Genomic DNA, 22,832 nt, shown 5'->3' with positions numbered 1-22,832 from the left:
GCACCTCGAGCGCGTCGGCGTCGGCCTCGGAGCGCGATTCGTCGGGACGGGTCGCGCCTTCGCTCGCCATCTCCCCCTGCTCCCCCGGCCCGGTTCGATCACCGTTCAGTCGAGCGCCGCCGGCCCTTCGGTCACCAGCACGGCGAACTGCGCCGCGTCGAGCACCCGGATGCCGAGCTCCTCGGCCTTCGCGAGCTTGGAGCCGGCACCGGGGCCGGCCGCGACGAAATCGGTCTTCTTCGAGACGCTCGATGCCGCCTTGCCGCCGGCGGCGATGATCGCCTCCTGGGCGCCATCACGGGTGAACCCGTCGAGGCTGCCCGTCGCGACGACGGTCAGGCCCGCGAGCACGCCGCCTGCCGCGGCCGCCGCGCCCGGCCCGGGATGCCCCGGGGTCGCCCACTGCACGCCCGCCGCCGTCCACCGGTCGACGATCTCGACGTGCCAGTCGATGCCGAACCAGTCGATCAGCGAATCGGCGATGATGCCCCCGACGCCGTCGACCTCGGCGAGCTCGTCGCGCGAGGCCGCACTGACGGCGTCGAGCGAGCCGAACCAGTCGGCGAGCGCGCGCGCCGCGACCGGGCCGACGTGACGGATGTTGAGGGAGACGATCAGGCGCCAGAGCGGCTTCGTCTTCGCCTTCTCGAGCTCGGCGAGGAGTTTCGTCGCCGCCTCGGACGGACGCACCTCGCGGAAGTCCTTCTTCACCCCGGCCGCACGACGTTCGGCCGGCGTCAGCTGCTCGGTGCCGGGCGGATACGTGATGCGCACCTTCTGGAACGGAGCGCGCCTGACGGGTTCGCCGCTCGCCTCGTCGATCTTCGATTCGCCGGTCTCGGCGTCGCGCACGACGACCTCGATGGGCACGAGCTCGTCGAGGGTCAGGTCGAAGAGCCGCGCCTCGGTCGCGAGCGGCGGCTCGGCGGGCACTGAGGGCTGGGTGAGCGCCGCGGCGGTGACCTCGCCGAGCGCCTCGATGTCGAGCCCGCCGCGCGAGCCGATGTGCTCGACACGGCCTCGCACCTGCGCCGGGCACGACCTCGCGTTCGGGCAGCGCAGGTCGATGTCGCCCTCTTTCATGGCACGCAGGGGCGTGCCGCACTCTGGGCAGCGTTCGGGCATGTGCCACTCGACCTCGCTGCCGTCGCGCAACTGCTCGACCGCGCCGAGGATCTCGGGGATCACGTCGCCCGCCTTGCGGAGCACGACCGTGTCGCCGATGAGCACGCCCTTGGCGCGCACCACCTGCTGGTTGTGCAGGGTCGCCTGGCGAACGGTCGAACCCGCGACCTTCACCGGCTCCATCACCGCGTAGGGGGTGGCGCGCCCGGTGCGACCGACGCCGACCACGATGTCGAGGAGCGTCGTGTGCACCTCTTCTGGCGGGTACTTGTAGGCGATCGCCCAACGCGGCGCCCGGCTCGTCGCGCCGAGCTCGGCGTGGAGCTCGAGCTCGTCGATCTTCACGACGATGCCGTCGATCTCGTGCTCGACGTCGTGGCGGTGCTCGCCCCGATCGACGATGTAGTCGGCGACCTCGTCGACCGAGGAGAACACGCGCGAGTGCGGCGACACGGGGAGCCCCCAGGAGGCGAGCAGCCCGTAGATCTCGGATTGCGCCCGCACCTCGGGGTCGGCCCACGCGCCGATGCCGTGCAGGTAGAGCGAGAGCCGGCCGAGCCGCTCTCGCATGAGCGAGAGCTCGAACTCGCTCTTCTTCTCGCGCCGCTGACGGATGCTGCCCGCCGCGGTGTTGCGGGCGTTCGCGAACTCGGGGTACCGCGTCGGCACGGCGTCGGCCGGCCGGCCCTTCGCGCGCCAGTCGGCCTCGAACGCGGCCTGCAGCGCGTGCTGGCGGTCGTTCAGCGCCTCGAAATCGACGGTGCGCAGGAACACCTCGCCGCGCACCTCGAAGAAGGCCGGATACCCCGAGCCCTCGAGCCGGCGCGGGATCACGGGGATGAGGTCGACGTTCTCGGTGATGTCTTCGCCGACCCGGCCGTCGCCGCGCGTCGTCGCGGTCTCGAGCACGCCGTCGCGGTAGGCGAGGCTGATCGCGAGGCCGTCGATCTTGAGCTCGGAGAGCCAGTGCACGGGCCGCCCGGCCGCGGACTGCGCCTTCGCCGCCCACTCGCGGAACTCGTCGATCGAGAAGACGTTGTCGAGGCTCAGCATGCGCTCGGCGTGCTCGTGCTCGGGGAACCCGGCCGAGGCCACCGCCGCGCCCACCTGCTGGGTGGGGCTGTCTTGGCCGGCGAGTTCGGGGAACGCGCGCTCGAGCGCTTCGAGGCGGTGGAACGCGAGGTCGTACTCGGCGTCGGAGAGCGGCGAATCGCCGTCGCCGTAGTACGCGAGCCGCGCGCCCTCGATGCGCGCCGTGAGCGCGTCGGCTTCGGCGCGAGCCGCTGCGAAATCGGTCGGAAGGTCGTTCTCGGCGGGGGTCTCGCTCACATCGCCATCATATGAGGCGCCCCCGACAGCCGGGTCGGACGACGGGCTACGCCTCGACCGGCACCGCGCTGACGGTGCGGTCGATGGTGAACTGGCCGAGCACGCGCGTGCCGACGTAGATCACTGCGGTCTGGCCGGGCGCCACGCCGTCGAGCGGCTGCACCGGGGTGACGACGAGCTCGCCGCCGTCGAGCACGGCCGACGCCGGCACGGGGTCGGCGTGCGCCCTGATCTGCACCTCGCAGTCGAACGCCTCGCCGTCGGCGGTCACGAGACCGGATGCCACGGGGCCGAGGCCGGCCCAGGAGTACCGCGCTCCGGCGATGAGGCCGATCGCGAGCGCCTCCTTCGGTCCGACGACGACCGTGTTCTCCTTCGGACGGACCTCGAGCACGAATCGCGGCTTGCCGTCGGCCGCGGGCGTGCCGAGGCGCATGCCGCGTCGCTGGCCGACGGTGAACGCGTGGGCGCCCTCGTGCGAGCCGACGACCGCGCCCGAGCGGTCGATGATGTCGCCCGTCTCGGTGCCGACGCGCTCGGCGAGCCAGCCCTTCGTGTCGCCGTCGGGGATGAAGCAGATGTCGTAGGAGTCGGGCTTCTGCGCGACGCTGAGCCCGCGCTCGGCCGCTTCGGCGCGCACGAGCTGCTTCGAGGCGGTGTCGCCGAGCGGGAAATAGGCGTGGGCGAGCTGCTCGGCCGTGAGCACCCCGAGCACGTACGACTGGTCTTTCGACTCCGCGTTCGCGCGGTGCAGCTCGAGCGCGCCCGAGTCGCCGGTGACGACCTTCGCGTAGTGGCCCGTCGCGACGGCGTCGAAGCCGAGCGCGAGCGCCTTCTCGAGCAGGGCGGCGAACTTGATGCGCTCGTTGCAGCGCATGCAGGGGTTCGGCGTGCGCCCCGCCGAGTACTCGGCGATGAAGTCGTCGACGACGTCGGCCTTGAACCGCTCGGAGAAGTCCCACACGTAGTACGGGATGCCGAGCACGTTGGCGGCGCGCTGCGCGTCCATCGAGTCCTCGATGGTGCAGCAGCCGCGGCTGCCGGTGCGGAGCGTGCCGGGCATGCGGCTGAGCGCGAGATGCACGCCGACGACCTCGTGGCCTGCCTCCACGGCGCGCGCAGCAGCGACGGCGCTGTCGACGCCGCCGCTCATCGCTGCGAGAACCTTCACCCCTCCAGTGTAGGCAGCCCGGCTGAACGGATGCCCCGTGGGCTCACTCGTACGCTTCGTCGACCTCGTCGTCGAGCTCGTCGCGGTCGACGGCGAGGTCTTTCCTGGTCACCTTCGCCGCCTTCGCCAGCAGGGTCTCGACCTCATCGGCGTCGGCGGGGTCGACGACGACCACGATCCCCGCGCTGCCGGCGTCCAGCGTCTCGCTGATCGCCTCGAGGTCCTTCGACGGCGACTTGCGTGCGAGGTGTCCGGCGATCGCGCCGATCCCGGCCCCCGAGCCGCCGGCGACCACGAGCGCGCCGCCGAGCGCGACGGCGGGGAACAGCGCCACGGCGAGACCCGTGGCGAGGCCGACTGCCAGTCCCGTCTTGGTGCCATGGTGCTTGCCGCTGTACTCGCGCTCGACCACGGTGAGCTCGCCGCCCAGACCTCGGCGGATCAGCGCGGCGTCGAACGACTCGTGCTTGTGGTCCGATTCTCTGAAATGCGCGGCGACCTCGGCGAAGTCGGCCGACGCCCCTGCTTCGTCCTCGTACTGTGCTGCGATCGCCGCATACTGCTGATCAGCCATCTCACGACCCCCGTTCTCGCCAGCGGCCCCGATGCCGACTGGACTGCGTGCGACTGTTGGCCGCAGCCTACGGCGAGGCGCCGCACGGTGTCCATCACTCGATTCAGGTGACGCGGGGGCGCCGGAACACCGACGGCGGCTCAGCGGTCGAACGAGGTCGCCCGAGCCGCGAGGCCGGCCTTCGCGGCCTGCGCGTGCGCCGCGGGCAGCGCCGCGAGGAACGCGTCGACGTCGGCGTCGGTCGAGGTGTGCCCGATCGTGATGCGCAGCGCGCCGCGGGCATCGGCCTCGCTGCGACCCATCGCGATGAGCACGTGCGAGGGCTCGGGCACGCCGGCCTGGCAGGCCGAGCCGGTCGAGACGGCGACTCCGGCCGCATCGAGGAGGAAGAGCAGCGAATCGCCCTCGCAGCCCGGGAACGAGAAGTGCGCGTTGCCCGGCAGGCGAACGGATGCCCCGGGGCCGACGTCGCCCGACAGGCGCGCCTCGGGCACGGCCGCCGCGACCCCCGCGACGAGCCGGTCGCGAAGCGCCGACATCCGCGCCGCGTCGTCGCCGAGCCGTGACGCCGCCACCCCGGCCGCCGCCGCGAACGAGGCGGCGGCCGCCACGTCCTGCGTGCCGGAGCGCACCTTGCGCTGCTGCCCACCGCCGTGGATGAGCGGCTCGACCGCCGCCGAGCGGTCGAGGACGAGCGCGCCGATGCCGGCCGGCCCGCCGATCTTGTGCGCCGAGACGCTGAGCGCCACGAGCCCGCCGCCACGCGGCGCCTCGGTGGCCCGACGGAGGGCGTGGAAGTCGATCGGCACCTGCCCGTAGGCGGCGATCGCGTCGATGTGCAGCGGCACGCCGGCCCGCGCGGTCAGGCGCGCCACCTCGTCGACCGGCTGAATGGTGCCGACCTCGTTGTTCGCCCAGAGCATCGTGACGAGCGCGACGGACGACGCGTCGCGCGCGAGCTCGTCGGCGAGCACGTCGAGCCGCACCCGGCCCACCTCGTCGATCGGGAGTTCGACGACCTCGGCGCCCTCGTGCACGGCGAGCCACTCGACGGCGTCGATCGTGGCGTGGTGCTCTCCGGCGGGCACGAGGATGCGCGGCCGTGCGGCACCGGCCGGCTCGGCGCCCGTGGGCATCGCCGCTCGCCGCTGCCACCAGAGGCCCTTGATCGCGAGGTTCACCGCTTCGGTGCCGTTGCCCGTGAACACGATCTCGATGCCGTCGGCGCCGAGGGTCGCGGCGATCTGCTCGCGCGACTCCTCGAGCAGCCGCTTCGCCTGCTGGCCCGCGCTGTGTATCGAGGCGGGGTTGCCGACCACGGCGAGCGCGGCGGTCAGCGCCTCGATCGCCTCGGGCAGCATCGGCGTGGTCGCCGCGTGGTCGAGATAGACCATGCACCCTCCCGAGAGCTTCGAACGATGAGGCGGGATGCTCCGGCGCGCCGCCTGCACGCGCTTGCAGGCCGATCGCCCGCAAGAACTACTGTAGAACGCATGCCAGTGCCCGATGCCCTCGCCGACCTGGGCGTCCGCGCCGACGGCGACGGCGGGCGGGTCCGCGTCTGGTCCGAGCATGCGAGTGCGATCGACCTCGTCGTGTTCGATCCCGACGACCTCGACTGGGCGGTCGAACGCACGCCGCTCGAGCGCGACGGGAACGGCGTCTGGTCGGGCCGGTCGGCGCGGCTCGTCGCCGGCGCGCACTACGGACTCCGGGTCGACGGGCCGGCCCATTCCGACCACGCCTTCAACCCCGTGCACACGCTGCTCGATCCGTACGCGCGCGGGCTCGCCCGCGCCGACGACGGGTCGTGGCGCGGTGTCGTGCTCGGCGGGCTCGAGGAGTCGGGTTTCGACTGGGGCGGCGTGTCGAAGCCGCTGGTGCCGCTCGACCGGACGGTCGTCTACGAGACCCACGTGCGCGGCTTCTCGAAGCTCAACGAGGCCGTTCCCGAGCCGCTGCGCGGCACATACGCGGGCCTCGCCCACGACGCGTCGCTCGAGTACCTGACCGGCCTCGGGGTCACGACCGTCGAGCTGCTGCCGGTGCACGCCTTCGTCTCCGAGCAGCGCCTGGTGCGCCAGGGGCGGTCGAACGCCTGGGGCTACAACACGCTCGCCTTCTTCGCCGCGCACGCGCCCTATGCGAGCGCCTCGGCGCAGGCCGAGGGGGCGCACGCGGTGCGGCGCGAGTTCGCGAGCATGGTGCGGCGCCTGCACGAGGCGGGCCTCGAGGTCGTGCTCGATGTCGTCTACAACCACACCGCCGAGGAGGGCCGGCAGGGGCCGACGTACAGCTTCCGCGGCATCGACAACGCGAGCTACTACCGGCACGACGCCCACGGCCGCTACGTCGACACGACGGGCTGCGGCAACACCCTCGACTTCGGGCGCGAGGCGCCGGTACGACTCGTGCTCGACTCGATGCGCTGCTTCGCCGAAGAGCTGCAGGTCGACGGGTTCCGCCTCGACCTCGCCGCGACCCTCGGCCGCGACGACCACGGCGGTTACACCCCCGAGCATCCGCTGCTGCAGCGCATGCTCGCCGACCCGGTGCTTCGCACGACGAAGCTCATCGCCGAACCGTGGGACGTCGGCCCCGGCGGCTGGCAGACCGGCAACTTCCCTGCGGGCTTCACCGAGTGGAACGACCGCTACCGCGACCGCATGCGCGACTTCTGGCTCGGCGACCTGCGCCGCGAGCGCGAGACGGGCTCGGCCGGCAGCGGCATCGGCCGATTCGCCACCCGTCTCGCCGGTTCATCGAACACGTTCTCGCAGGAACGGGGGCCGCTCGCGAGCCTCAACTTCGTGACCGCGCACGACGGCTTCACCCTCGCCGACCTGACGGCCTTCGACGTCAAGCACAACCTCGGCAACGGGGAGCAGAATCGCGACGGGACCGACAACAACAACTCGTACAACCACGGCGTCGAAGGCGAGGCGCAGGACCCGGGGATCCGTGCGGCGCGACGGCGCAGCATCCGGAACCTGCTCGGCACCCTGCTGCTCTCGGCCGGCGTGCCCATGCTCACCGCGGGCGACGAGTTCGGGCGCACGCAGCGGGGCAACAACAACGCGTACTGCCACGACTCGCCGCTCACCTGGCTGGCATGGGCCGCCGAGGAGCGCCCGCGCCACGGCGACGAGCTGCTCGCGACAACGAGGCACCTGCTGCGCCTGCGCGCCGAGAACCCCGCGCTCCGCCCGATCCGCTTCGGCCGCCTCGGCGAGCGAATCCCGAGCGCCTCGCAGATGGACTGGTTCAACGCCGACGGCGACACCATGGACGCCGACGACTGGAACTCGCCCGCCGAGCGCACCCTCCAGTACCTCGCCGCGTCGACCCCCGAGACCGAGGCGTTCAACCGCATCCTCCTCGTCGTGCACGCTCGCGAGACCGAGGTCGAGGTCGTGCTGCCCAGTGCGGCGGGCGTCAGCGGCTACACCCTCCTCTGGGACTCGGCCGAGGAGTCGCCCGCGGGCGTCGCCGACGGCGACGACCGGCCGACGATGCTCGCCCCCGGGGACCGCATGGCGATCACCGGCCCGTCGATGCGCTTGTTCCGCGCCGAGGGCGACGCGTGATGGCCAGACGCGCGGAGGCCTCCTCGGCCGGCACGCCAGCCACCCTCGCCCTCGCCCGGGCGGGGATCGCGTTCACCGCCCTCGCCTACGAGCACGATCCGCGGGCCCAGGCGTTCGGGCTCGAGGCCGCCGAGAAGCTCGGGCTCGATCCGGCACGGGTCTTCAAGACGCTGCTCGCACAGGTCGACGGCGAGCTCGCCGTGGGCATCGTGCCGGTCGCCCGCCAGCTCGACCTCAAGGCGCTCGCCGCCGCACTCGGAGGAAAGCGCGCCGAGATGGCCGATCCGCGCGTCGCCGAGCGCAGGACCGGCTACGTCGTCGGCGGCATCAGCCCCATCGGCCAGAAGACGCCGTCGCCCACGGTGCTCGACGAGTCGGCGATCCTCTGCGAGACGATCTACGTCTCGGGCGGCCGCCGCGGCCTCGACCTCGAACTCGCGCCAGACGACCTTCTCGCGGTCACCGCCGGCCGATACGCCGCGATCGCCCGCGAGCGCTGAACCCGCACGGCCGATCAGCGCGGCTCAGCCCGCGACGGCGATGAGCCCGAGTTCCGCCGGATCGGCGAGCAGCGGGTGCGCGGGCACCACGCGCACCGTGTAGCCGAACGAGCCGGCCCGGTCGAGCGTCACCGTGCCCTCCCAGCTGCCCCCACCGACGGCGGCGAGCGGGGTGCGCTCGGCATCGGTGAGGACGTCGGCGGCCGTGCTGCGGCCCGAGACGAGCTCGACGGCGACGTCACCGGCGTCGAGCCCGCCGAGCGCGACCTCGGCGCGCACGTGCAGTTCGTCGCCGACGGCGGGCTGGTCGAGGCCGCCCGACTCGACATGCAGCACCGCCACCTGCGGCCACGCCGCCCGTACCTTCGCCGCCCAGGCCGCGAAGCCGCGTGCCGCCCGTGCGTCGTCGGCGACCATCGCCCCGAACCGCGAGGCCGCCGGCCGATACAGGCGCTCGACGTAGTCGCGCACCATGCGGTCGGCCCCGAGCTCGGGCGCCAGACGGGTCAGGGTGGTGCGCAGCATCCGCACCCACTCGGCCGGGACCCGGTCGGCGTCGCGCTCGAAGTAGCCGGACTGCACCGGGTCGACGGCGGGCCGATCGTAGAACGCGGGCACGATGCGGTGCTCGAGGAGGTCGTAGAGCGCCGCCGCCTCGCGGGCGTCGCGTTCGCCGGCATCGCCGGCCGAATCGGCCGACGGGATCACCCAGCCGTAGTCCTCGGCCGCGTACTCGGCCCACCACCCGTCGAGGATCGACAGGTTGAGTGCGGCGTTCATCGCGGCCTTCATGCCAGAGGTGCCGCACGCCTCGAGCGGGCGGAGCGGGTTGTTGAGCCAGACGTCGCAGCCCGGGTAGAGGGTCTCGGCCATCGCCATGTCGTAGTCGGGCAGGAACACGATCCGCTCCCGCAGCTCGGGTCGCGCCGCGAACTGGACGAGCTGCTGGATGAGTCGCTTGCCCTCGTCGTCGGCGGGATGCGACTTGCCGGCGATCACGAACTGCACCGGCCGCTCGGGGTCGGTCAGGATCGCGGTCAGACGTTCGGGGTCCTGCAGCATGAGCGTCAGCCGCTTGTAGGTCGGCACGCGCCGGGCGAAGCCGACCGTGAGCGCGTCGGGGTCGAGCGCGCGGGTGATCCAGTCGGGTGCGGATGCCCCGGGGTGCTGTTCGACGAAGGCCGCCGCGAGACGTCGGCGGGCGTCGCCGACGAGCCGCTCGCGCATCTGCCGCTTGACCGCCCACAGCTCGGCGTCGCCGACCGCGGGGCTCAGCCAGTCGGCGTGCTCGCTGTCGTCGGTGCCGAGGGTGCGCTCGGCGAGCGCGGTGAGCGCCGGGTCGATCCAGGTCGGCGCGTGCACGCCGTTCGTGATCGAGGTGATCGGCACCTCCTCGGGATCGAAGCCCGGCCACAGCGACCCGAACATGCGCCGGCTCACCCGACCGTGCAGCTCGGAGACGCCGTTGGCGTGCCCGGCGAGACGGAGCCCCATGATCGCCATGTTGAAGGCGCTCGTCGCGGGGTCGGCTCCGGGCTCGACGCCGAGCGCGAGCGCGTCGGCGGGGTCGACGCCCGGGAGCAGCTCCGGCGTGACGTAGCGCTCGACGAGGGCGCGATCGAATCGGTCGATGCCCGCGGGCACCGGCGTGTGCGTCGTGAACACCGTGCCCGCGCGCACGAGCTGCAGCGCTTCGGCGAATCCGAGCCCCTCGCCGATGTAGCTCGAGATCCGCTCGAGGCCGAGGAATCCGGCGTGCCCCTCGTTCATGTGGAACACCTCGGGCGCCGACGCGCCGGTGAGCTCCGACCACGCACGGATCGCGCGCACGCCGCCGATGCCGAGCAGCAGCTCCTGCAGGAGGCGGTGCTCGCTGCCGCCGCCGTAGAGCCGGTCGGTGACGCCCCGCATGTCGTCGGCGTTCGCGGGGACGTCGGTGTCGAGGAGCAGCAGCGTCACCCGCCCGACCGCGGCCCGCCACACCCGCGCCGCGAGCGTCGCCCCGCCCGGCAGGGCGATCGAGATCTGCACCGCGCTGCCGTCGGGACGCCGGAGCACGCTGAGCGGCAGGCCGTCGGGATCCTGCACCGGGTACCGCTCCTGCTGCCACCCGTCGGACGAGATCGACTGGGAGAAGTAGCCGGCCTTGTAGAAGAGCCCGACCGCGACGATCGGCACCCCGAGGTCGGAGGCCGCCTTCAGGTGGTCGCCCGCGAGGATGCCGAGCCCGCCCGAGTACTGCGGCAGTGCGGCGGCGATGCCGTACTCGGGCGAGAAGTAGGCGACGAGTCGCGGGGTCTCGCCGTCGATCCCCTGGTACCAGCGCGGCTCGGCGAGGTAGGCGCGCAGCGCGTCGCGTTCGCGATCGGCCCGGGCGACGTACTCGTCGTCGCCCGCGAGGGCTTCGAGCTTCGAGGGATCGATCTCCCCGAGGAAGGTGACGGGGTCGCGCTCCGAGCGCGCCCACGCGTCGGGGTCGATCTGCTCGAAGAGCCGCCTGGTCGGCTCGTGCCAGGCCCAGCGGAGATTCGCCGCGAGCTCCTCGAGTGCGCCGAGGCGGGCGGGGACGACGGCGCGGACGGTGAACTTCCGGATCGACTTCACTCCCTCAGACTATGAGGCCACCGTGTCGAACATGTGAACAGCGTGCTGCGCGGTTCGATCGGCGCGCGACGCGCTACGGTCGGAACGTGAGCATCGCTTCTCCCCTCGCCGGCCGCATCCCCGTGACCCGGATCACCCCGGCCGTGCCCGACCCCCGCTGGCACCCGAAGGCGTTCGAGGGCGAGGTGGTGCCGTTCCGGGCGACCGTGTTCCGCGAGGGCCACGACCGGGTCGGCGTGATGCTCGTCATCACCGCGCCGTCGGGAGAGGTGCGCCGCGCGCGCATGTCGCCCCTGGCTCCCGGAACCGACCGCTGGGAGGCGCTCGTACGGCTCGACGAGCTGGGCGAGTGGCACTGGCACGTCACCGGCTTCGACGACGAGATCGCGACCTGGCGCCACGACGCGGCCGTGAAGATCGACGCGGGCGTCGACACTCTGCTCATGTTCGAGATCGGGGCGCGGCTCCTCGACCGCGCCGCCGCGGAGACCGCGCGGCCGGAGGCCGTGCGCACCCGGCTCGCCGGGCTCGCCGGGCGGCTCCGCGACCCCGGGTCGTCCGTCGCCGATCGCCGCCCGCTCGTCGACGACCCCGTCTTCGACGAGTTCGACGCCCGCCCGCTCGCACGGCTCGCGAGCGACTCGGCCGAGCACACGATCCTGGTCGAGCGTCGACGCGCCGGCGTCGGCGCCTGGTACGAGTTCTTCCCGCGTTCGGAAGGCGCCAGGCTCCTGAAGGACGGCTCGTGGAGATCCGGCACGTTCCGCTCGGCGCAGAAGCGCCTCGACGCGGTCGCCGCGATGGGCTTCGACGTCGTCTACCTGCCGCCGATCCACCCCATCGGCGTGACGAACCGCAAGGGCCCGAACAATACGCTGACGCCCGGCCCGCACGATCCCGGATCGCCGTGGGCGATCGGCGGCCCGATGAAGGACGGCGGCGCAGGCGGCCACGACGCCGTGCACCCCGATCTCGGCACCCTCGCCGACTTCCGTGCGTTCGTGCGCCGGGCGAACGCGCTCGATCTCGAGATCGCACTCGACCTCGCGCTCCAGGCCTCGCCCGACCACCCGTGGGTCGCCGAGCATCCCGACTGGTTCACGCAGCTGCCCGACGGCACGATCCGCTACGCGGAGAACCCGCCGAAGAAGTACCAGGACATCTACCCGGTGAACTTCGACGACGACCCCGAAGGCATCTTCGCGGAGGTGCTGCGCGTCGTGCGGCACTGGATGAAGCAGGGCGTGCGCATCTTCCGCGTCGACAACCCCCATACGAAGCCCCTCGTGTTCTGGGAGCGGCTGATCGCCGCCGTGAACGCGGAGGACCCGGGCGTCGTGTTCCTCGCGGAGGCGTTCACCCGACCTGCGATGATGCAGGCGCTCGCGATGGTCGGCTTCCAGCAGTCGTACTCCTACTTCACCTGGCGCAACACCAAGGCCGAACTCGAGGAGTTCCTCACCTCCGTCTCCCAGGAGACCGCCGACTTCATGCGCCCGAACCTCTTCGTGAACACCCCCGACATCCTCACCGAGTATCTGCAGTTCGGCGGGCCTGCCGCGTTCACCGTACGGGCCACGATCGCGGCGACCGCAGCGCCCCTCTGGGGCGTCTACTCGGGGTTCGAGCTGTTCGAGTCGGTCGCCCGCCCCGGCGCGGAGGAGGCGATCGACAACGAGAAGTACGAGTACAAGCCCCGCGACTTCGCCGCGGCCGAGGCGGGCGGCCGTTCGCTCGCGCTCTACCTCGGGATCCTCAACCGCGTCCGCGCCGAGCATCCCGCGCTCGCCCAGCTCCGCAACCTGCGCTTCCACGCGAGCGACGACGACTCCGTGATCGTGTACTCGAAGCACCTCGACGGCCGGTTCACGCCCGACGGCGCCGACGACACGATCATCGTCGTCGCCAACGTCGATCCCCACTCGGTCCGCGAGACCACGGTGCACCTCGATCTCGCGACGATCGGACTCGACGACGACGCGCGCTTCGAGGTGGAAGACCTCGTCACCGGCGCGAAGTGGGAGTGGGGAGCCTCCAACTACGTGCGGCTCGACGCGTTCACCCGCCCCGCGCACATCCTCCACGTGAGAAGGGCCCCCGATGCCTGAACCGATCGTCGCACCGACCGTCGCCGACGAAGTGCTCGCCGCCGTCGCCGAAGGACGCCACGCCGACCCGCACTCCGTCCTCGGGCAGCACGGCTTCGCACGCGCGGGCGAACCCGGCCCCTACTCCGCGATCCGCACCCGCCGGCCGCTCGCCGACTCGGTCGACGCGATCCTCGCGGACGGCGGGATCGTGGCGCTGGAGCACGTCGGCCACGGCATCTGGGCGGGCGCGGGCGCGTTCGGCCCGAGCGATTATCGGATCCGCGCCCGCTACGCGGACGGCGGGGAGTGGGACGCGGAGGATCCGTACCGCTTCGCACCGACGATCGGGGAGCTCGACCTCCACCTGATCCGGGAGGGCCGCCACGAGGAGCTCTGGCACGCGCTCGGCGCTCGGCACCGGGAGCACTGGGGCGTCTCGGGAGCGATCGACGGCACGGCGTTCACGGTCTGGGCGCCGCGCGCGCGAGCGGTGCGCGTCGTGGGCGACTTCAACCGCTGGGACGGCGCCGGGCACGCGATGCGCAGCATGGGCGCGAGCGGCGTCTGGGAGCTCTTCGTGCCCGAGCTCGAACCGGGCGCACGCTACAAGTTCGAGATCCTCACCGGCGCCGGCGAGTGGATCATGAAGGCCGACCCGATGGCACGGCGCGCCGAGCAGGCGCCGGCGACCGCCTCGATCGTCGACGTGGGCACGCACGAGTGGGGCGACGGGCACTGGATGTCGGGGCGCGCCGCGACGAACGCGCACGAGCGCCCGATGTCGATCTACGAGCTGCACCTCGGCTCGTGGCGGCCCGGCAAGGGGTACCGCGACATCGCCGACGAGCTCATCGAGTACCTCGACTGGCTGGGCTACACGCACGTCGAGTTCATGCCCCTCGCGGAGCATCCGTTCGGCGGTTCATGGGGCTACCAGGTGACCGGCTACTACGCCGTGACGAGCCGGTTCGGCTCCCCCGACGACCTCAGATACCTCATCGACCGCCTGCATCAGGCCGGCATCGGCGTGATCATGGACTGGGTGCCCGGGCACTTCCCGAAGGACGAGTGGGCGCTCGCCCGCTTCGACGGCGAACCGCTCTACGAGCACGCCGACCCCCGGCGCGGCGAGCAGAAGGACTGGGGCACCCTGGTCTTCGACTACGGCAACCCGCGGGTGCGCAACTTCCTCGTCGCGAACGCCCTGTTCTGGCTCGAGGAGATGCACGTCGACGGACTCCGCGTCGACGCCGTGGCCTCCATGCTCTACCTCGACTACTCGCGCGACGAAGGCGAATGGCTGCCGAACGTGCACGGCGGGCGCGAGCACCTCGAGGCGATCGGGTTCCTCCAGGAGGCGACCGCGACCGCGTACAAGCGCAACCCCGGCATCGTCATGATCGCGGAGGAGTCGACGTCGTGGCCCGGGGTCACCGCACCGACGAACTCGGGCGGCCTCGGCTTCGGCTACAAGTGGAACATGGGCTGGATGCACGACTCGCTCGAATACGTGCAGCGCGACCCGATGCACCGTTCGCATCACCACCACGAACTGACCTTCTCGTTCCCCTACGCGTTCAGCGAGCACTTCATCCTGCCGATCTCGCACGACGAGGTCGTGCACGGCAAGGGCTCGCTCGTGCGCAAGATGCCCGGCGACCACTGGCAGCAGCTCGCCAACGTGCGCGCCTACCTCGCGTTCATGTGGGCGCACCCGGGCAAGCAGTTGCTGTTCATGGGCCAGGAGTTCGGCCAGCTCAGCGAGTGGAGCGAGGAGCGCGGCCTCGACTGGTGGATCCTCGATCAGCCGAGCCACCGGCAGCTCGCCGAGTTCGTCGGCGCCCTGAACCGGCGCTACCGCGACACGGCCGCGCTGTGGCAGCTCGACGACGATGCCGCGGGCTTCGAATGGGTCGAGGGCGGTGCCGCCGCCGAGAACGTGCTCGCGTTCCTCCGCTTCGACCGCGATCGACGGCCGCTGCTCTGCATCGTGAACTTCGCCGGGCGACCCCACGAGGGCTTCCGGCTCGGCCTGCCGTTCACCGGTCGCCTGCGCGAAGTGCTGAATTCGGATGCTGCGGAGTTCGGCGGCTCGGGCGTCGGCAACGCGGGCGGCGTCGAGACCGAACCCGTGCCGTGGGCCGGGCGGGCCGCGTCGGCGAGCTTCGTGCTGCCGCCGCTCGGCGCAGTCTGGTTCGAGCTCGATCGGTGACGCGAGCGGGCGGTCCCGTCCGGCATCGCCCGCCTCGCGACTCGACGGCTCGGCCGGTCACCCGACGCATCGGGCGTCGGCTCGCGACGACTCAGTAGAGCAGGCTCGCGAGACGGCGGCGGGCCGTCGCCACCCGAGGATCCTCCGTGCCGACGACCTCGAACAGCTCGACGAGCCGTTCGCGCACGAGCTTCTGCCCGTCGGCGTCGAGGGAGGGGAACATCGTGAGGAGCCGATCGAACCCGTCGTCGACGTGGCCGCCCGAGACGTCGAGGTCGACGACGTCGAGCTGTGCGGCGAGGTCGTCGGGCGCCGCGGCGGCCGCCTGGCGGATCTCGTCGAGGGTCTTGCCGGCGAGTCGGCCGAGGAGGTTCACCTGCGCGAGCCCGGCGACGGCCAGGGCGTCACGGGGGTCTTGGGCGATGGCGGTGCGGTACGCCGCAGCGGCCGCTTCGTAGTCGCGTCGCTCGATCGCCTCGTAGGCCTCCTGATGGAGCGGCGGCAGCGGTGCCTCGACCGGTTCGGGTGCGTCGGCCTGGCCATCGCCCTCGCCCGGTTCGACCCGGCCCGACACGCCGTGCTGGGCTCCGAGCTCGAGCAGCTGGTCGAAGAGCTGCGAGATGACGTCGTCGGGCTGCTCGCCTGCGAAGAGCGGCACCGGCTGCCCAGCGACGAGCGCCACGACGGTCGGGATCGCCTGGGCCTGGAACGCCTGCACGAGCTGCGGGCTTCGATCGGCGTCGGCCGCGGCGAGGACCAACCGTCCGTCCCGAGCACGCACCAGGCGTTCGAGGACGCCGAGGAGGGCCTGCGACGGCTCGCTCCACGAGGCCCACAGCGCGACGACCACGGGAACCGTGCGCGAGAGCTCGAGGACGGCTCCGAAGCCGGTGTCGTCCGTCTCGACGACGATCCGGTCGGCCGAGGACGGTGCGTGCGCGCCGCCGGGCGCAGCGGAAGCCTGCTGCCGCTGCACGAGCGCCGACAGGTCGACGGCGCCGCGAAGGGCCGCTCCTGAGGGAGGGATCGGGTTCGTCACTTGACCTCCGATGCTTGGATGAGGTTCTCGGACCAGCCGAGGAGCTGGATCTGCGCGTCCTCACCGGCGCTGACGCCGGGCACGTAGAAGAGCAGTTGGATGCCGCTTCGTCGCGTCACTCCCTTGGCACTCTGCCCGGTGAATCCCGACAGCGCCGCGGCGCTGCCGCCCTCCTGGAAACCAGTGGTGCCTCCGTCGTTGGGCACGCTCTTCTCACCGCGGAGCACGTCGACCGCGACGATCGCCCCGGCGTCGATCGTGCCGAACGAGATCGGAGGCGTCGTGCCCGCAGCCGTCGACACCGTGAGCGTCGCGGTGGGGTTCTCTGCCTGGGCCGCCTGCTTGCGGCTCGCGGCGTTGAGCGCCTCGTCGAGGTCGGAGTCGTCGAGCGCGAACATCGGAGCGAAGGTGCTCTCGGCGCCGTTCTGCAGGATGTCGGCGTAGGCCGCCGCGACCTGACCGGTGGGCATCACGAGCCCCTTGTACTCGGGCGAGATCGGCGGGGCCCCGATCGAGGCCGGTGCAACCTCGGGAACATCGGTGTCGGGCACCAGCGCGGTCTGCGAGATCACGTGGTAGTTGTCCCGCGGGGTCTCCTGCACGAGCACGAGCGCGGTCGGCGCGATCGTCTCGTCGTCGGCGTTCTTCGCGATCGTGAGCACCGTGCGCGGCCACCCCGTTGACTGCTGCGGCAGCGTCAACGTCACCGGCGCGGCAGGAATCGCGGGCGGGAGCGGGTGGTCCGGGAGCGTGCCCCGGATCGCGTAGTTGGCGACCCTGGCGTCGAGCGGCGGCCCGACGAAACGTTCTTCGGCGGCGGCGGACCCGCGGGACTCGTCGATGCCGGCCGTGAAGACGGCGAGGCGCCGCATGATTCGCTCCATCTGCGGAACCGTCACCGCGGGTTCCACGATCGGGGCATCGGGATCGACCGTCTCCTCGGGCTCTGCGGACGCGAGCGGGGTCGCCGGTGCCGTCGTGGCGGGCGCGGTCTCCCCGTCGAAACTCGGCCAGTAGTCGGCCGAGCACGCGGAGAGCGCGAGGGCGGGGACGAGGAGGGCCGGTACGATCGCGACGCGCTTGGCGCGTCCGATGGCACGTCGGCCCCCGCCGGCGCCGACCTGGTTCCGCGTGGGCTTCGGTGCGCTCGGGAGGCGCCCGCGCGAGCCCTTGGGAAGATTGCGACGCGGGCCGCGCGAACGTCGATGCCGTATGAATCCCGACGCGAGCAGCGCGAGCCCCACGAGGAAGACGAGGGCGCCGCCCGCGATGAGCGGCCCGGCCCACGGCGTCGCCGTGTCGGTCGGCCAGTCGAGCGTCACGCGGGCAGGTGCGGGCGAGAGCCCGTCGGAGGCGACGAGCACGGAGATACCCTCGGGGACGTCGATGGTCGTGGTCACGAAACGCTCCCCCGTGAACTCGTCGAGCCAGAGGTCGGACCCGATTGGGGTCGCCGCGGCAAGCGCCTCGGGGTCGGGCGCAGCCTCGTTCGCGGCGGGGGTCTCGGCGGTCGCCGTCGGCGCAGGAGTCGCCGTCGGCGCAGGAGCCTCGGTCGGCGTCTCCGCGGCGGGCTCGTCGATCGACGACGCCTCCACCGTCTCGGTCACGAGCACCTTCTCCTCGGCGTCGTAGTGCACCGACTCGTAGGGGATCTCACCGAGCCAGGCCTCGATGTCGGTGGTGCGGCCGTACGAGATGAAGATGGGGCCGTCGCCAGACACGGAGACCTCCTGCTTGCCGGGATTCGCGGCAAGCGCATCGGGTCCGATCACGATGAACGCGCTCTCGCCGTCGGACTCCGCGGACATCGAGACCCGATCGGCTTCCATGAACACGGTGCGTTGGGCGATGCCGAGCCCGATCATCACGGCCGCGGCGACGAAGGCCACGATTGCGAGGGCGAAGCGCACGAACAACCTCCAAAGCCGCTCGACGCGGCATCCGACAAAGACATTCCACACTACCGGCTGAGTCTGTGAGTCGCCTCATTGAACGATGGCAGCGGCCGGGCCACGCGGCATCCCGAAGCCCCGTACAATCGGAACGATTCCCGCATGAGCCCCCACAAACGCGGGACACGACCCGGAGGAAGCATGGCCGTCGAAGAGACCGAGTTCACACAGGTGTTCCGCGGATACGACAAGGACGAGGTCGACAAGGCCATCAACGGTCTTCGTCGTGACATCATCACCGCGAACAACCAGTCGTCCGACTCGGTGAAGGAGAACAAGCGCCTGCTCGCGCGCATCGAGGAGCTCACCGCGGAGCTCGAAGAGGTCGGCAGCCCGACCTTCTCGGGGCTCGGCACCAAGCTCGAGAACACGCTGCGCGTCGCCGAGGAGCAGTCGACCCGGCTCATCGCCCAGGCCGACATCGACGCGGAGAAGCTCCGCCGCGCCGCCGAGGACGAGTCGCACCTCATGCGCTCCGACGCGCACGAACTCGCCGAGCGCACGCTCACCGAGGCCCGCGCGCAGGCGAACCGCGTGCTCGAGAACGCCCGCGTCGAGGCCGACGACATGGTCTCCCGCGCCCACGAGACGAGCGAGCAGCTCCGTCAGGACGCCGCGCGCGACGCCGCGGCGATCCGCGGCGCCGTCGCGACCGAGACCGCCGAGCTGCGCTCCACCGCGAAGCGCGAGTCGGCGGCGCTCGTGTCGGCGGCCGAGCGGAAGGCCTCCGAGATCCTCGTCGCCGCGAACAGCGAGGCGAGCGAGGCCCGTGCGACCGCGGCGGGGCTCACCCAGGAGACCGAGCAGACGCGTGCCGAGGTCGCGATCGAGCTCGACCGCGCCCGCGCCGAGCTCGCGAAGGAGACCGAGCAGGCCCGCATCGACCTCGCCCGCGAGTCCGAGCAGTCCAAGCTCGACCTCGCCCGCGAGTCGGCCGAGGCCCGCGCCGACATCGACGCCGAGATCACCGAGCGCCGCGCCGCACTCGTGCACGAGCTCGAGCAGGCCCGCGCCGACCTCGACCGCGAACTCGAGGGCAGCCGGGCAGAACTCGCCCAGCAGCGCGAGCAGGCCAAGGTCGACCTCGAGCGCGAGGCCGAGGCCGCACGCCTGAAGCTCCAGCACGAGCTCGAGCGCATCCGCGCGAAGCACGCCGCCGACCTCGACCAGATGCGCGCCGACCTCGCCCTCGAGCAGGAGCAGGCCCGCGCCGACTTCGACGCCGAGTCCGAGCAGGCACGGATCGACCTCGACAACCAGCTCACCGCGATGCGCAAGAAGACGACGCACGAGGTGAACCGTATGCGCCGCGAGATCGAGAAGGCGCACCTCGACCTCGAATCGGAGCTCACCGCGAAGCGCGACGAGTCCGAGCAGGAGCGTCTCACCGCGCACCAGGAGGCGGTCGCCCAGACCCAGCAGTTCCTCGACGACGCCAACGCCGAGCTCGCCGAGGCGGTCGCACGCACGGCCTCGAGCCGCGCCGAGGCCGAGCGCCTCGAGACCGAGGTCCGCGCCGAGATCGCCGGGGTGCGCGACAAGGCCGACGAAGAGGCGCGCGAGCGCATCGCCGCCGCGCATGACCAGGCGCGCAAGCTCATCGCCGACGCCGAAGAGCGCACCCGCGCCCTCGTGGCGGACGCGGAGGACCGGCTCTCGCAGATTAGGATCGAGCGCGACGCGGTCGCCGGCTACTTCGAGAGCCTGCGCGGCGTGCTGACGCAGGCAGAGCAGATCGCGGCCGACACGAAGTAGTCCGGCTGGAAGGAGCGCGTATCCCGTGAAGATCCAGAACGCGTTCCGAATCGGGCTCGTCGGCACCCTCGGTGTCGGAGTCGGGCTCTTCATCCTGGCCTCGATCGTCAGCCTCTCGGCGATCATCACCTACATCGGAGCAGCGCTCTTCCTGGCCCTCGGCCTCGACCCGGCGATCAGCTGGCTCGAGCGCCGAGGGCTTCCGCGTTGGTCCGCGATCCTGATCGTCATGAGCGGCGTCGGGCTCATCGCCGCCGCCCTCGTGCTCGCGGTCGTGCCGACGATCGTCGAGCAGGTGAGCGACTTCATCGACGAGATCCCGCGGATCGTCGAGCAGGTGACCGCCCAGGACTGGCTCGAGTTCCTCCAGGAGCAGTTCCCGCTGCTCAAGGTCGACGAGATCGCCGATCAGGTCACCGCGGCGCTCACCGACTTCTTCACGAACCCCGACAAGCTCTCGGAACTCGCGGGCGGGGTGCTGCAGGTCGCCGTGGCGATCGGCACCGGGGTGTTCGCGGTCATCATCGTGTTCATCCTGATGCTCTACTTCACGGCGTCGCTCAACACGATGAAGCGGGCGACCTACCAGTTGGTGCCCGCCTCGAAGCGTGCCCGTTTCGCCGACCTGACCGAGCAGATCACCCAGTCGGTCGGGCGGTTCGTGCTCGGGCAGGTGTCGCTCGCCGCCGTCAACGGCGCGCTGAGCTTCATCTATCTCTCGATCATCGGCGCGCCGTTCACCGCGGTCCTGGCGTTCCTCGCGTTCATGTTCTCGCTCGTGCCCCTCGTCGGCACGCTCACGGGCTCGATCGTCATCGTGCTCGTCTGCCTGATCCCGTCGATCGGCTCACCGCTCACCGCACTCGCGGCGGCGATCTACTACGTGATCTACATGCAGGTCGAGGCATACGTGCTGAGTCCGCGCATCATGAACCGCGCGGTCAAGGTGCCGGGTGCCCTCGTCGTCATCGCCGCGCTCGCGGGCGGTGCGCTCGGCGGCGTGCTCGGGGCGCTCGTCGCGATCCCGGTCGCCGCCGCGCTCCTGCTGATCATCAAGCAGGTCGTGATCCCCCGGCAGAACGAGCGCTAGGGTCTGTCTTCGACCGAACCCGGGTGAGCGGACGCCGTACGCGCGGACTCGCGCAGTATCGACTTCGTCGAAGTGGTCGTCGCGCAGCTTCGCGACGCGGGGCTGAGCAGGCGATCGGCGACCTCCGCGGACGTCGTGGACGCCGTCATCGCCCGCGCGCAACAGGTTTCGAGCAGTGCTGGTGAAGAAACCGGATGACCGCGCGCCCGGCTGTTTCAGGCTCTTGCTCGAGTGGATAGTGCCCCGAGTCGTCGAGGACGAGAGCCGTCACATCCCCGGCGATGCGACGCATGGCGTCGGCAACGGCGGAGCCCATCGCGAACCGGCCGCCGATCGCGAGCACCGGTGTTGCGAGGTGATTCGTGACGAGCGCCTGGACGTCGCTGAGATCACCGCTACGGGTGCGGTAGTAGCCGAGGCTCGCTTCCAGAACGCCCGCCGCGGAATATGCGTCGACGTATGAACGCATCGCGGCGGGGTCGAGTCCCGCCGGGCCCGCGCTCTGCTGGAGGAACGAACCGTAGTAGGCGGCTTCGCGGCCCGGGACGAGGTGTTCCGCGAGACCGACTGCACGGTTGAAAGGCCCGTGCCAGGCCGGATAGTGGTCGCTGCCCGGGAAGGGGATGTCGGTGTCGATTCCGGGGAGGATCTCTTCTTCGACGACAAGAGCGGGCACCGCGAAACCCAGGACATCAGCCAGGAACACGGCGACTGCGGCACCCCAGTCATGGCCGATCAACGCGAACTTCGTGATCCCACGTCGAGCAAGTTGCTCCATCACCCAACGCGCGAGATCCGCCTTGCGGAAGCTCGTGCTCATGTCTGGTGCCACGCCGAGACCCGGCAGGCTGATCGGAACGGCGGTGAAGCCAGCCTCGTCGAGGAGGGGAATCAGGTGTCGCCAATGCGTCTCGGTGACCGGCCAGCCGTGCAGCAGCACGACCGGGAGACGATCCGATCCTGCGCTCATCGCTCCATGATGCACGCAACCTCGGACGCCGAGCGATCGAGATCGCCCGTCCTGGGTGCTGCGTTCACGAGCCGGAAGCCTCGTCAGACACGCGCGACTCGCCTGCATCACCGCCGTCGACCGCCGGCCAACGGGTGGGCAGCGGCGCTGCGGCGGGGTTCACCACGGAGACGATCTCGTCGAGGACCCGCCTGGTCTGCGACTCCCCCACCCAGAGGTGGCGGCCGCCGGCGACATCGATGCGCCGCAGTCGCGGGAGCCCGGCGAACCGCTCGGCGGCCTCCGCCGGCTTCAGGTAGTCGTCGTGCTCGGGAATGAGCGCGACGAGTGCGGGCGCCGCGTCGCGCCAGCGGGCGAGTTCGCCCTCACTCGTGCGGTGCAGCGGCGGAGAGAGCAGGATCGCGCCGTCGATGCCGTGATCGAGTCCGTACTTCAGCGCGAGCTCGGTGCCGAACGACCAGCCGACGAGCCAGGGATGCGGCAGCTCCCGCTCGGCGACGAACGCCATCGCCGCGGCGACGTCGGCGCGCTCGGCGAGCCCTTCGCCGAACGCGCCCTCGCTCGTCCCACGGGGGGATGCGGTGCCGCGTGTGTTGAAGCGCAGCACGGCGAGGTCGGCGAGCGCCGGGAGCCTCGCGGCCGCCTTGCGGAGGATGTGCGAGTCCATGAATCCGCCGGCTGTCGGCAGCGGGTGGAGCGTCACCAGCGTCGCGACCGGTTCGCGTTCGGCAGGCAGCGCCAGCTCGCCGACGAGACGCAACCCGTCGCTCGTGCGGAGCTCGATCTCCTCGCGGCGGGCGGGCAGCTCGACACCCGCCCGGATCTCGATCGATT

The 22,832-nt window shown here is 71.6% G+C and carries 15 protein-coding genes; 6 read left to right on the top strand and 9 right to left on the bottom strand.

The features are described from left to right. Window positions 1–105: 105 nt before the first annotated feature. The 4 genes from ligA to GQQ93_RS09745 all read right to left on the bottom strand — a co-directional run bounded on the left by ligA (window position 106) and on the right by GQQ93_RS09745 (window position 5,593). Entirely contained in the window at window positions 106–2,454 is a 2,349-nt protein-coding gene (gene ligA, locus GQQ93_RS09760; RefSeq protein ID WP_157424050.1) for an NAD-dependent DNA ligase LigA, read from the bottom strand. Between the two features lie 46 nt (window positions 2,455–2,500). Continuing rightward, complete coding sequence (gene mnmA, locus GQQ93_RS09755; protein WP_157424244.1) at window positions 2,501–3,607, bottom strand: tRNA 2-thiouridine(34) synthase MnmA; 1,107 nt, start codon at window positions 3,605–3,607, stop codon at window positions 2,501–2,503. A gap of 61 nt (window positions 3,608–3,668) precedes the next feature. Next, complete coding sequence (locus GQQ93_RS09750; protein WP_157424049.1) at window positions 3,669–4,199, bottom strand: DUF1269 domain-containing protein; 531 nt, start codon at window positions 4,197–4,199, stop codon at window positions 3,669–3,671. A gap of 140 nt (window positions 4,200–4,339) precedes the next feature. Then, complete coding sequence (locus GQQ93_RS09745; protein ID WP_157424048.1) at window positions 4,340–5,593, bottom strand: cysteine desulfurase family protein; 1,254 nt, start codon at window positions 5,591–5,593, stop codon at window positions 4,340–4,342. A 99-nt stretch (window positions 5,594–5,692) separates the two neighbouring features. Here GQQ93_RS09745 and glgX point away from each other — a divergent pair, with 99 nt between their 5' ends. Both glgX and ybaK read left to right on the top strand, forming a co-directional pair. Then, window positions 5,693–7,786 (top strand): glycogen debranching protein GlgX, encoded by a 2,094-nt coding sequence (glgX, locus tag GQQ93_RS09740; RefSeq protein WP_157424047.1) that lies wholly within the window; start codon window positions 5,693–5,695, stop codon window positions 7,784–7,786. Then, window positions 7,786–8,286 (top strand): Cys-tRNA(Pro) deacylase, encoded by a 501-nt coding sequence (ybaK, locus tag GQQ93_RS09735; protein ID WP_157424046.1) that lies wholly within the window; start codon window positions 7,786–7,788, stop codon window positions 8,284–8,286. The genes glgX and ybaK overlap by 1 nt, the downstream gene beginning before the upstream one ends. A gap of 24 nt (window positions 8,287–8,310) precedes the next feature. Here ybaK and glgP read toward each other — a convergent pair whose 3' ends face one another. Further along, window positions 8,311–10,890, bottom strand: a complete 2,580-nt coding sequence (gene glgP, locus GQQ93_RS09730) for an alpha-glucan family phosphorylase (RefSeq protein WP_157424045.1) — start codon at window positions 10,888–10,890, stop codon at window positions 8,311–8,313. Between the two features lie 86 nt (window positions 10,891–10,976). Between glgP and GQQ93_RS09725 the strand changes: the two genes are divergently transcribed. Together GQQ93_RS09725 and glgB are read left to right on the top strand one after the other, a co-directional pair. Then, window positions 10,977–12,998, top strand: coding sequence for an alpha-1,4-glucan--maltose-1-phosphate maltosyltransferase (locus GQQ93_RS09725; protein ID WP_246192260.1), 2,022 nt, complete (start codon window positions 10,977–10,979; stop codon window positions 12,996–12,998). Continuing rightward, the gene (gene glgB / locus GQQ93_RS09720) at window positions 12,991–15,192 is read left to right on the top strand and encodes a 1,4-alpha-glucan branching protein GlgB (RefSeq protein ID WP_157424043.1); all 2,202 of its coding nucleotides are present in this window, start codon (window positions 12,991–12,993) and stop codon (window positions 15,190–15,192) included. Before GQQ93_RS09725 ends, glgB begins: the two co-directional genes overlap by 8 nt. Before the next feature lie 91 nt (window positions 15,193–15,283). Here the strand turns inward: glgB and GQQ93_RS09715 are convergent, their stop codons facing one another. Together GQQ93_RS09715 and GQQ93_RS09710 are read right to left on the bottom strand one after the other, a co-directional pair. Further along, window positions 15,284–16,231 carry a tetratricopeptide repeat protein gene (locus GQQ93_RS09715; protein WP_157424042.1) on the bottom strand — a complete coding sequence of 316 codons (948 nt, stop codon included), beginning with the start codon at window positions 16,229–16,231 and terminating at the stop codon, window positions 15,284–15,286. Then, on the bottom strand, window positions 16,228–18,141 hold the full coding sequence (locus GQQ93_RS09710) for a hypothetical protein (protein ID WP_157424041.1): 1,914 nt from the start codon (window positions 18,139–18,141) through the stop codon (window positions 16,228–16,230). The genes GQQ93_RS09715 and GQQ93_RS09710 overlap by 4 nt, the downstream gene beginning before the upstream one ends. Window positions 18,142–18,324: 183 nt before the next feature. Here GQQ93_RS09710 and GQQ93_RS09705 point away from each other — a divergent pair, with 183 nt between their 5' ends. After that, on the top strand, window positions 18,325–19,938 hold the full coding sequence (locus GQQ93_RS09705) for a DivIVA domain-containing protein (RefSeq protein WP_157424040.1): 1,614 nt from the start codon (window positions 18,325–18,327) through the stop codon (window positions 19,936–19,938). A 25-nt stretch (window positions 19,939–19,963) separates the two neighbouring features. Then, window positions 19,964–21,028, top strand: a complete 1,065-nt coding sequence (locus tag GQQ93_RS09700; RefSeq protein WP_157424039.1) for an AI-2E family transporter — start codon at window positions 19,964–19,966, stop codon at window positions 21,026–21,028. A 145-nt stretch (window positions 21,029–21,173) separates the two neighbouring features. Here GQQ93_RS09700 and GQQ93_RS09695 read toward each other — a convergent pair whose 3' ends face one another. Together GQQ93_RS09695 and GQQ93_RS09690 are read right to left on the bottom strand one after the other, a co-directional pair. Next, on the bottom strand, window positions 21,174–21,998 hold the full coding sequence (locus GQQ93_RS09695; RefSeq protein ID WP_157424038.1) for an alpha/beta fold hydrolase: 825 nt from the start codon (window positions 21,996–21,998) through the stop codon (window positions 21,174–21,176). Window positions 21,999–22,062: 64 nt separating this feature from the next. Beyond that, window positions 22,063–22,827, bottom strand: coding sequence for an alpha/beta hydrolase (locus GQQ93_RS09690; RefSeq protein ID WP_157424243.1), 765 nt, complete (start codon window positions 22,825–22,827; stop codon window positions 22,063–22,065). Window positions 22,828–22,832 lie beyond the last annotated feature (5 nt).

It is taken from the genome of Agromyces lapidis, assembly GCF_009749405.1.
GTDB lineage: Bacteria > Actinomycetota > Actinomycetes > Actinomycetales > Microbacteriaceae > Agromyces > Agromyces lapidis.
This window is presented reverse-complemented; position numbering and strand designations above follow the sequence as displayed.

Coding starts and splice junctions, on each gene's coding strand:
- mnmA (WP_157424244.1), bottom strand. CDS start 3,607: ATGAGCGGCGGCGTCGACAGCGCCGTCGCTGCTGCGCGCGCCGTGGAG.
- GQQ93_RS09750 (WP_157424049.1), bottom strand. CDS start 4,199: ATGGCTGATCAGCAGTATGCGGCGATCGCAGCACAGTACGAGGACGAA.
- GQQ93_RS09745 (WP_157424048.1), bottom strand. CDS start 5,593: ATGGTCTATCTCGACCACGCGGCGACCACGCCGATGCTGCCCGAGGCG.
- glgX (WP_157424047.1), top strand. CDS start 5,693: ATGCCAGTGCCCGATGCCCTCGCCGACCTGGGCGTCCGCGCCGACGGC.
- ybaK (WP_157424046.1), top strand. CDS start 7,786: ATGGCCAGACGCGCGGAGGCCTCCTCGGCCGGCACGCCAGCCACCCTC.
- glgB (WP_157424043.1), top strand. CDS start 12,991: ATGCCTGAACCGATCGTCGCACCGACCGTCGCCGACGAAGTGCTCGCC.
- GQQ93_RS09705 (WP_157424040.1), top strand. CDS start 18,325: ATGGCCGTCGAAGAGACCGAGTTCACACAGGTGTTCCGCGGATACGAC.
- GQQ93_RS09695 (WP_157424038.1), bottom strand. CDS start 21,998: ATGAGCGCAGGATCGGATCGTCTCCCGGTCGTGCTGCTGCACGGCTGG.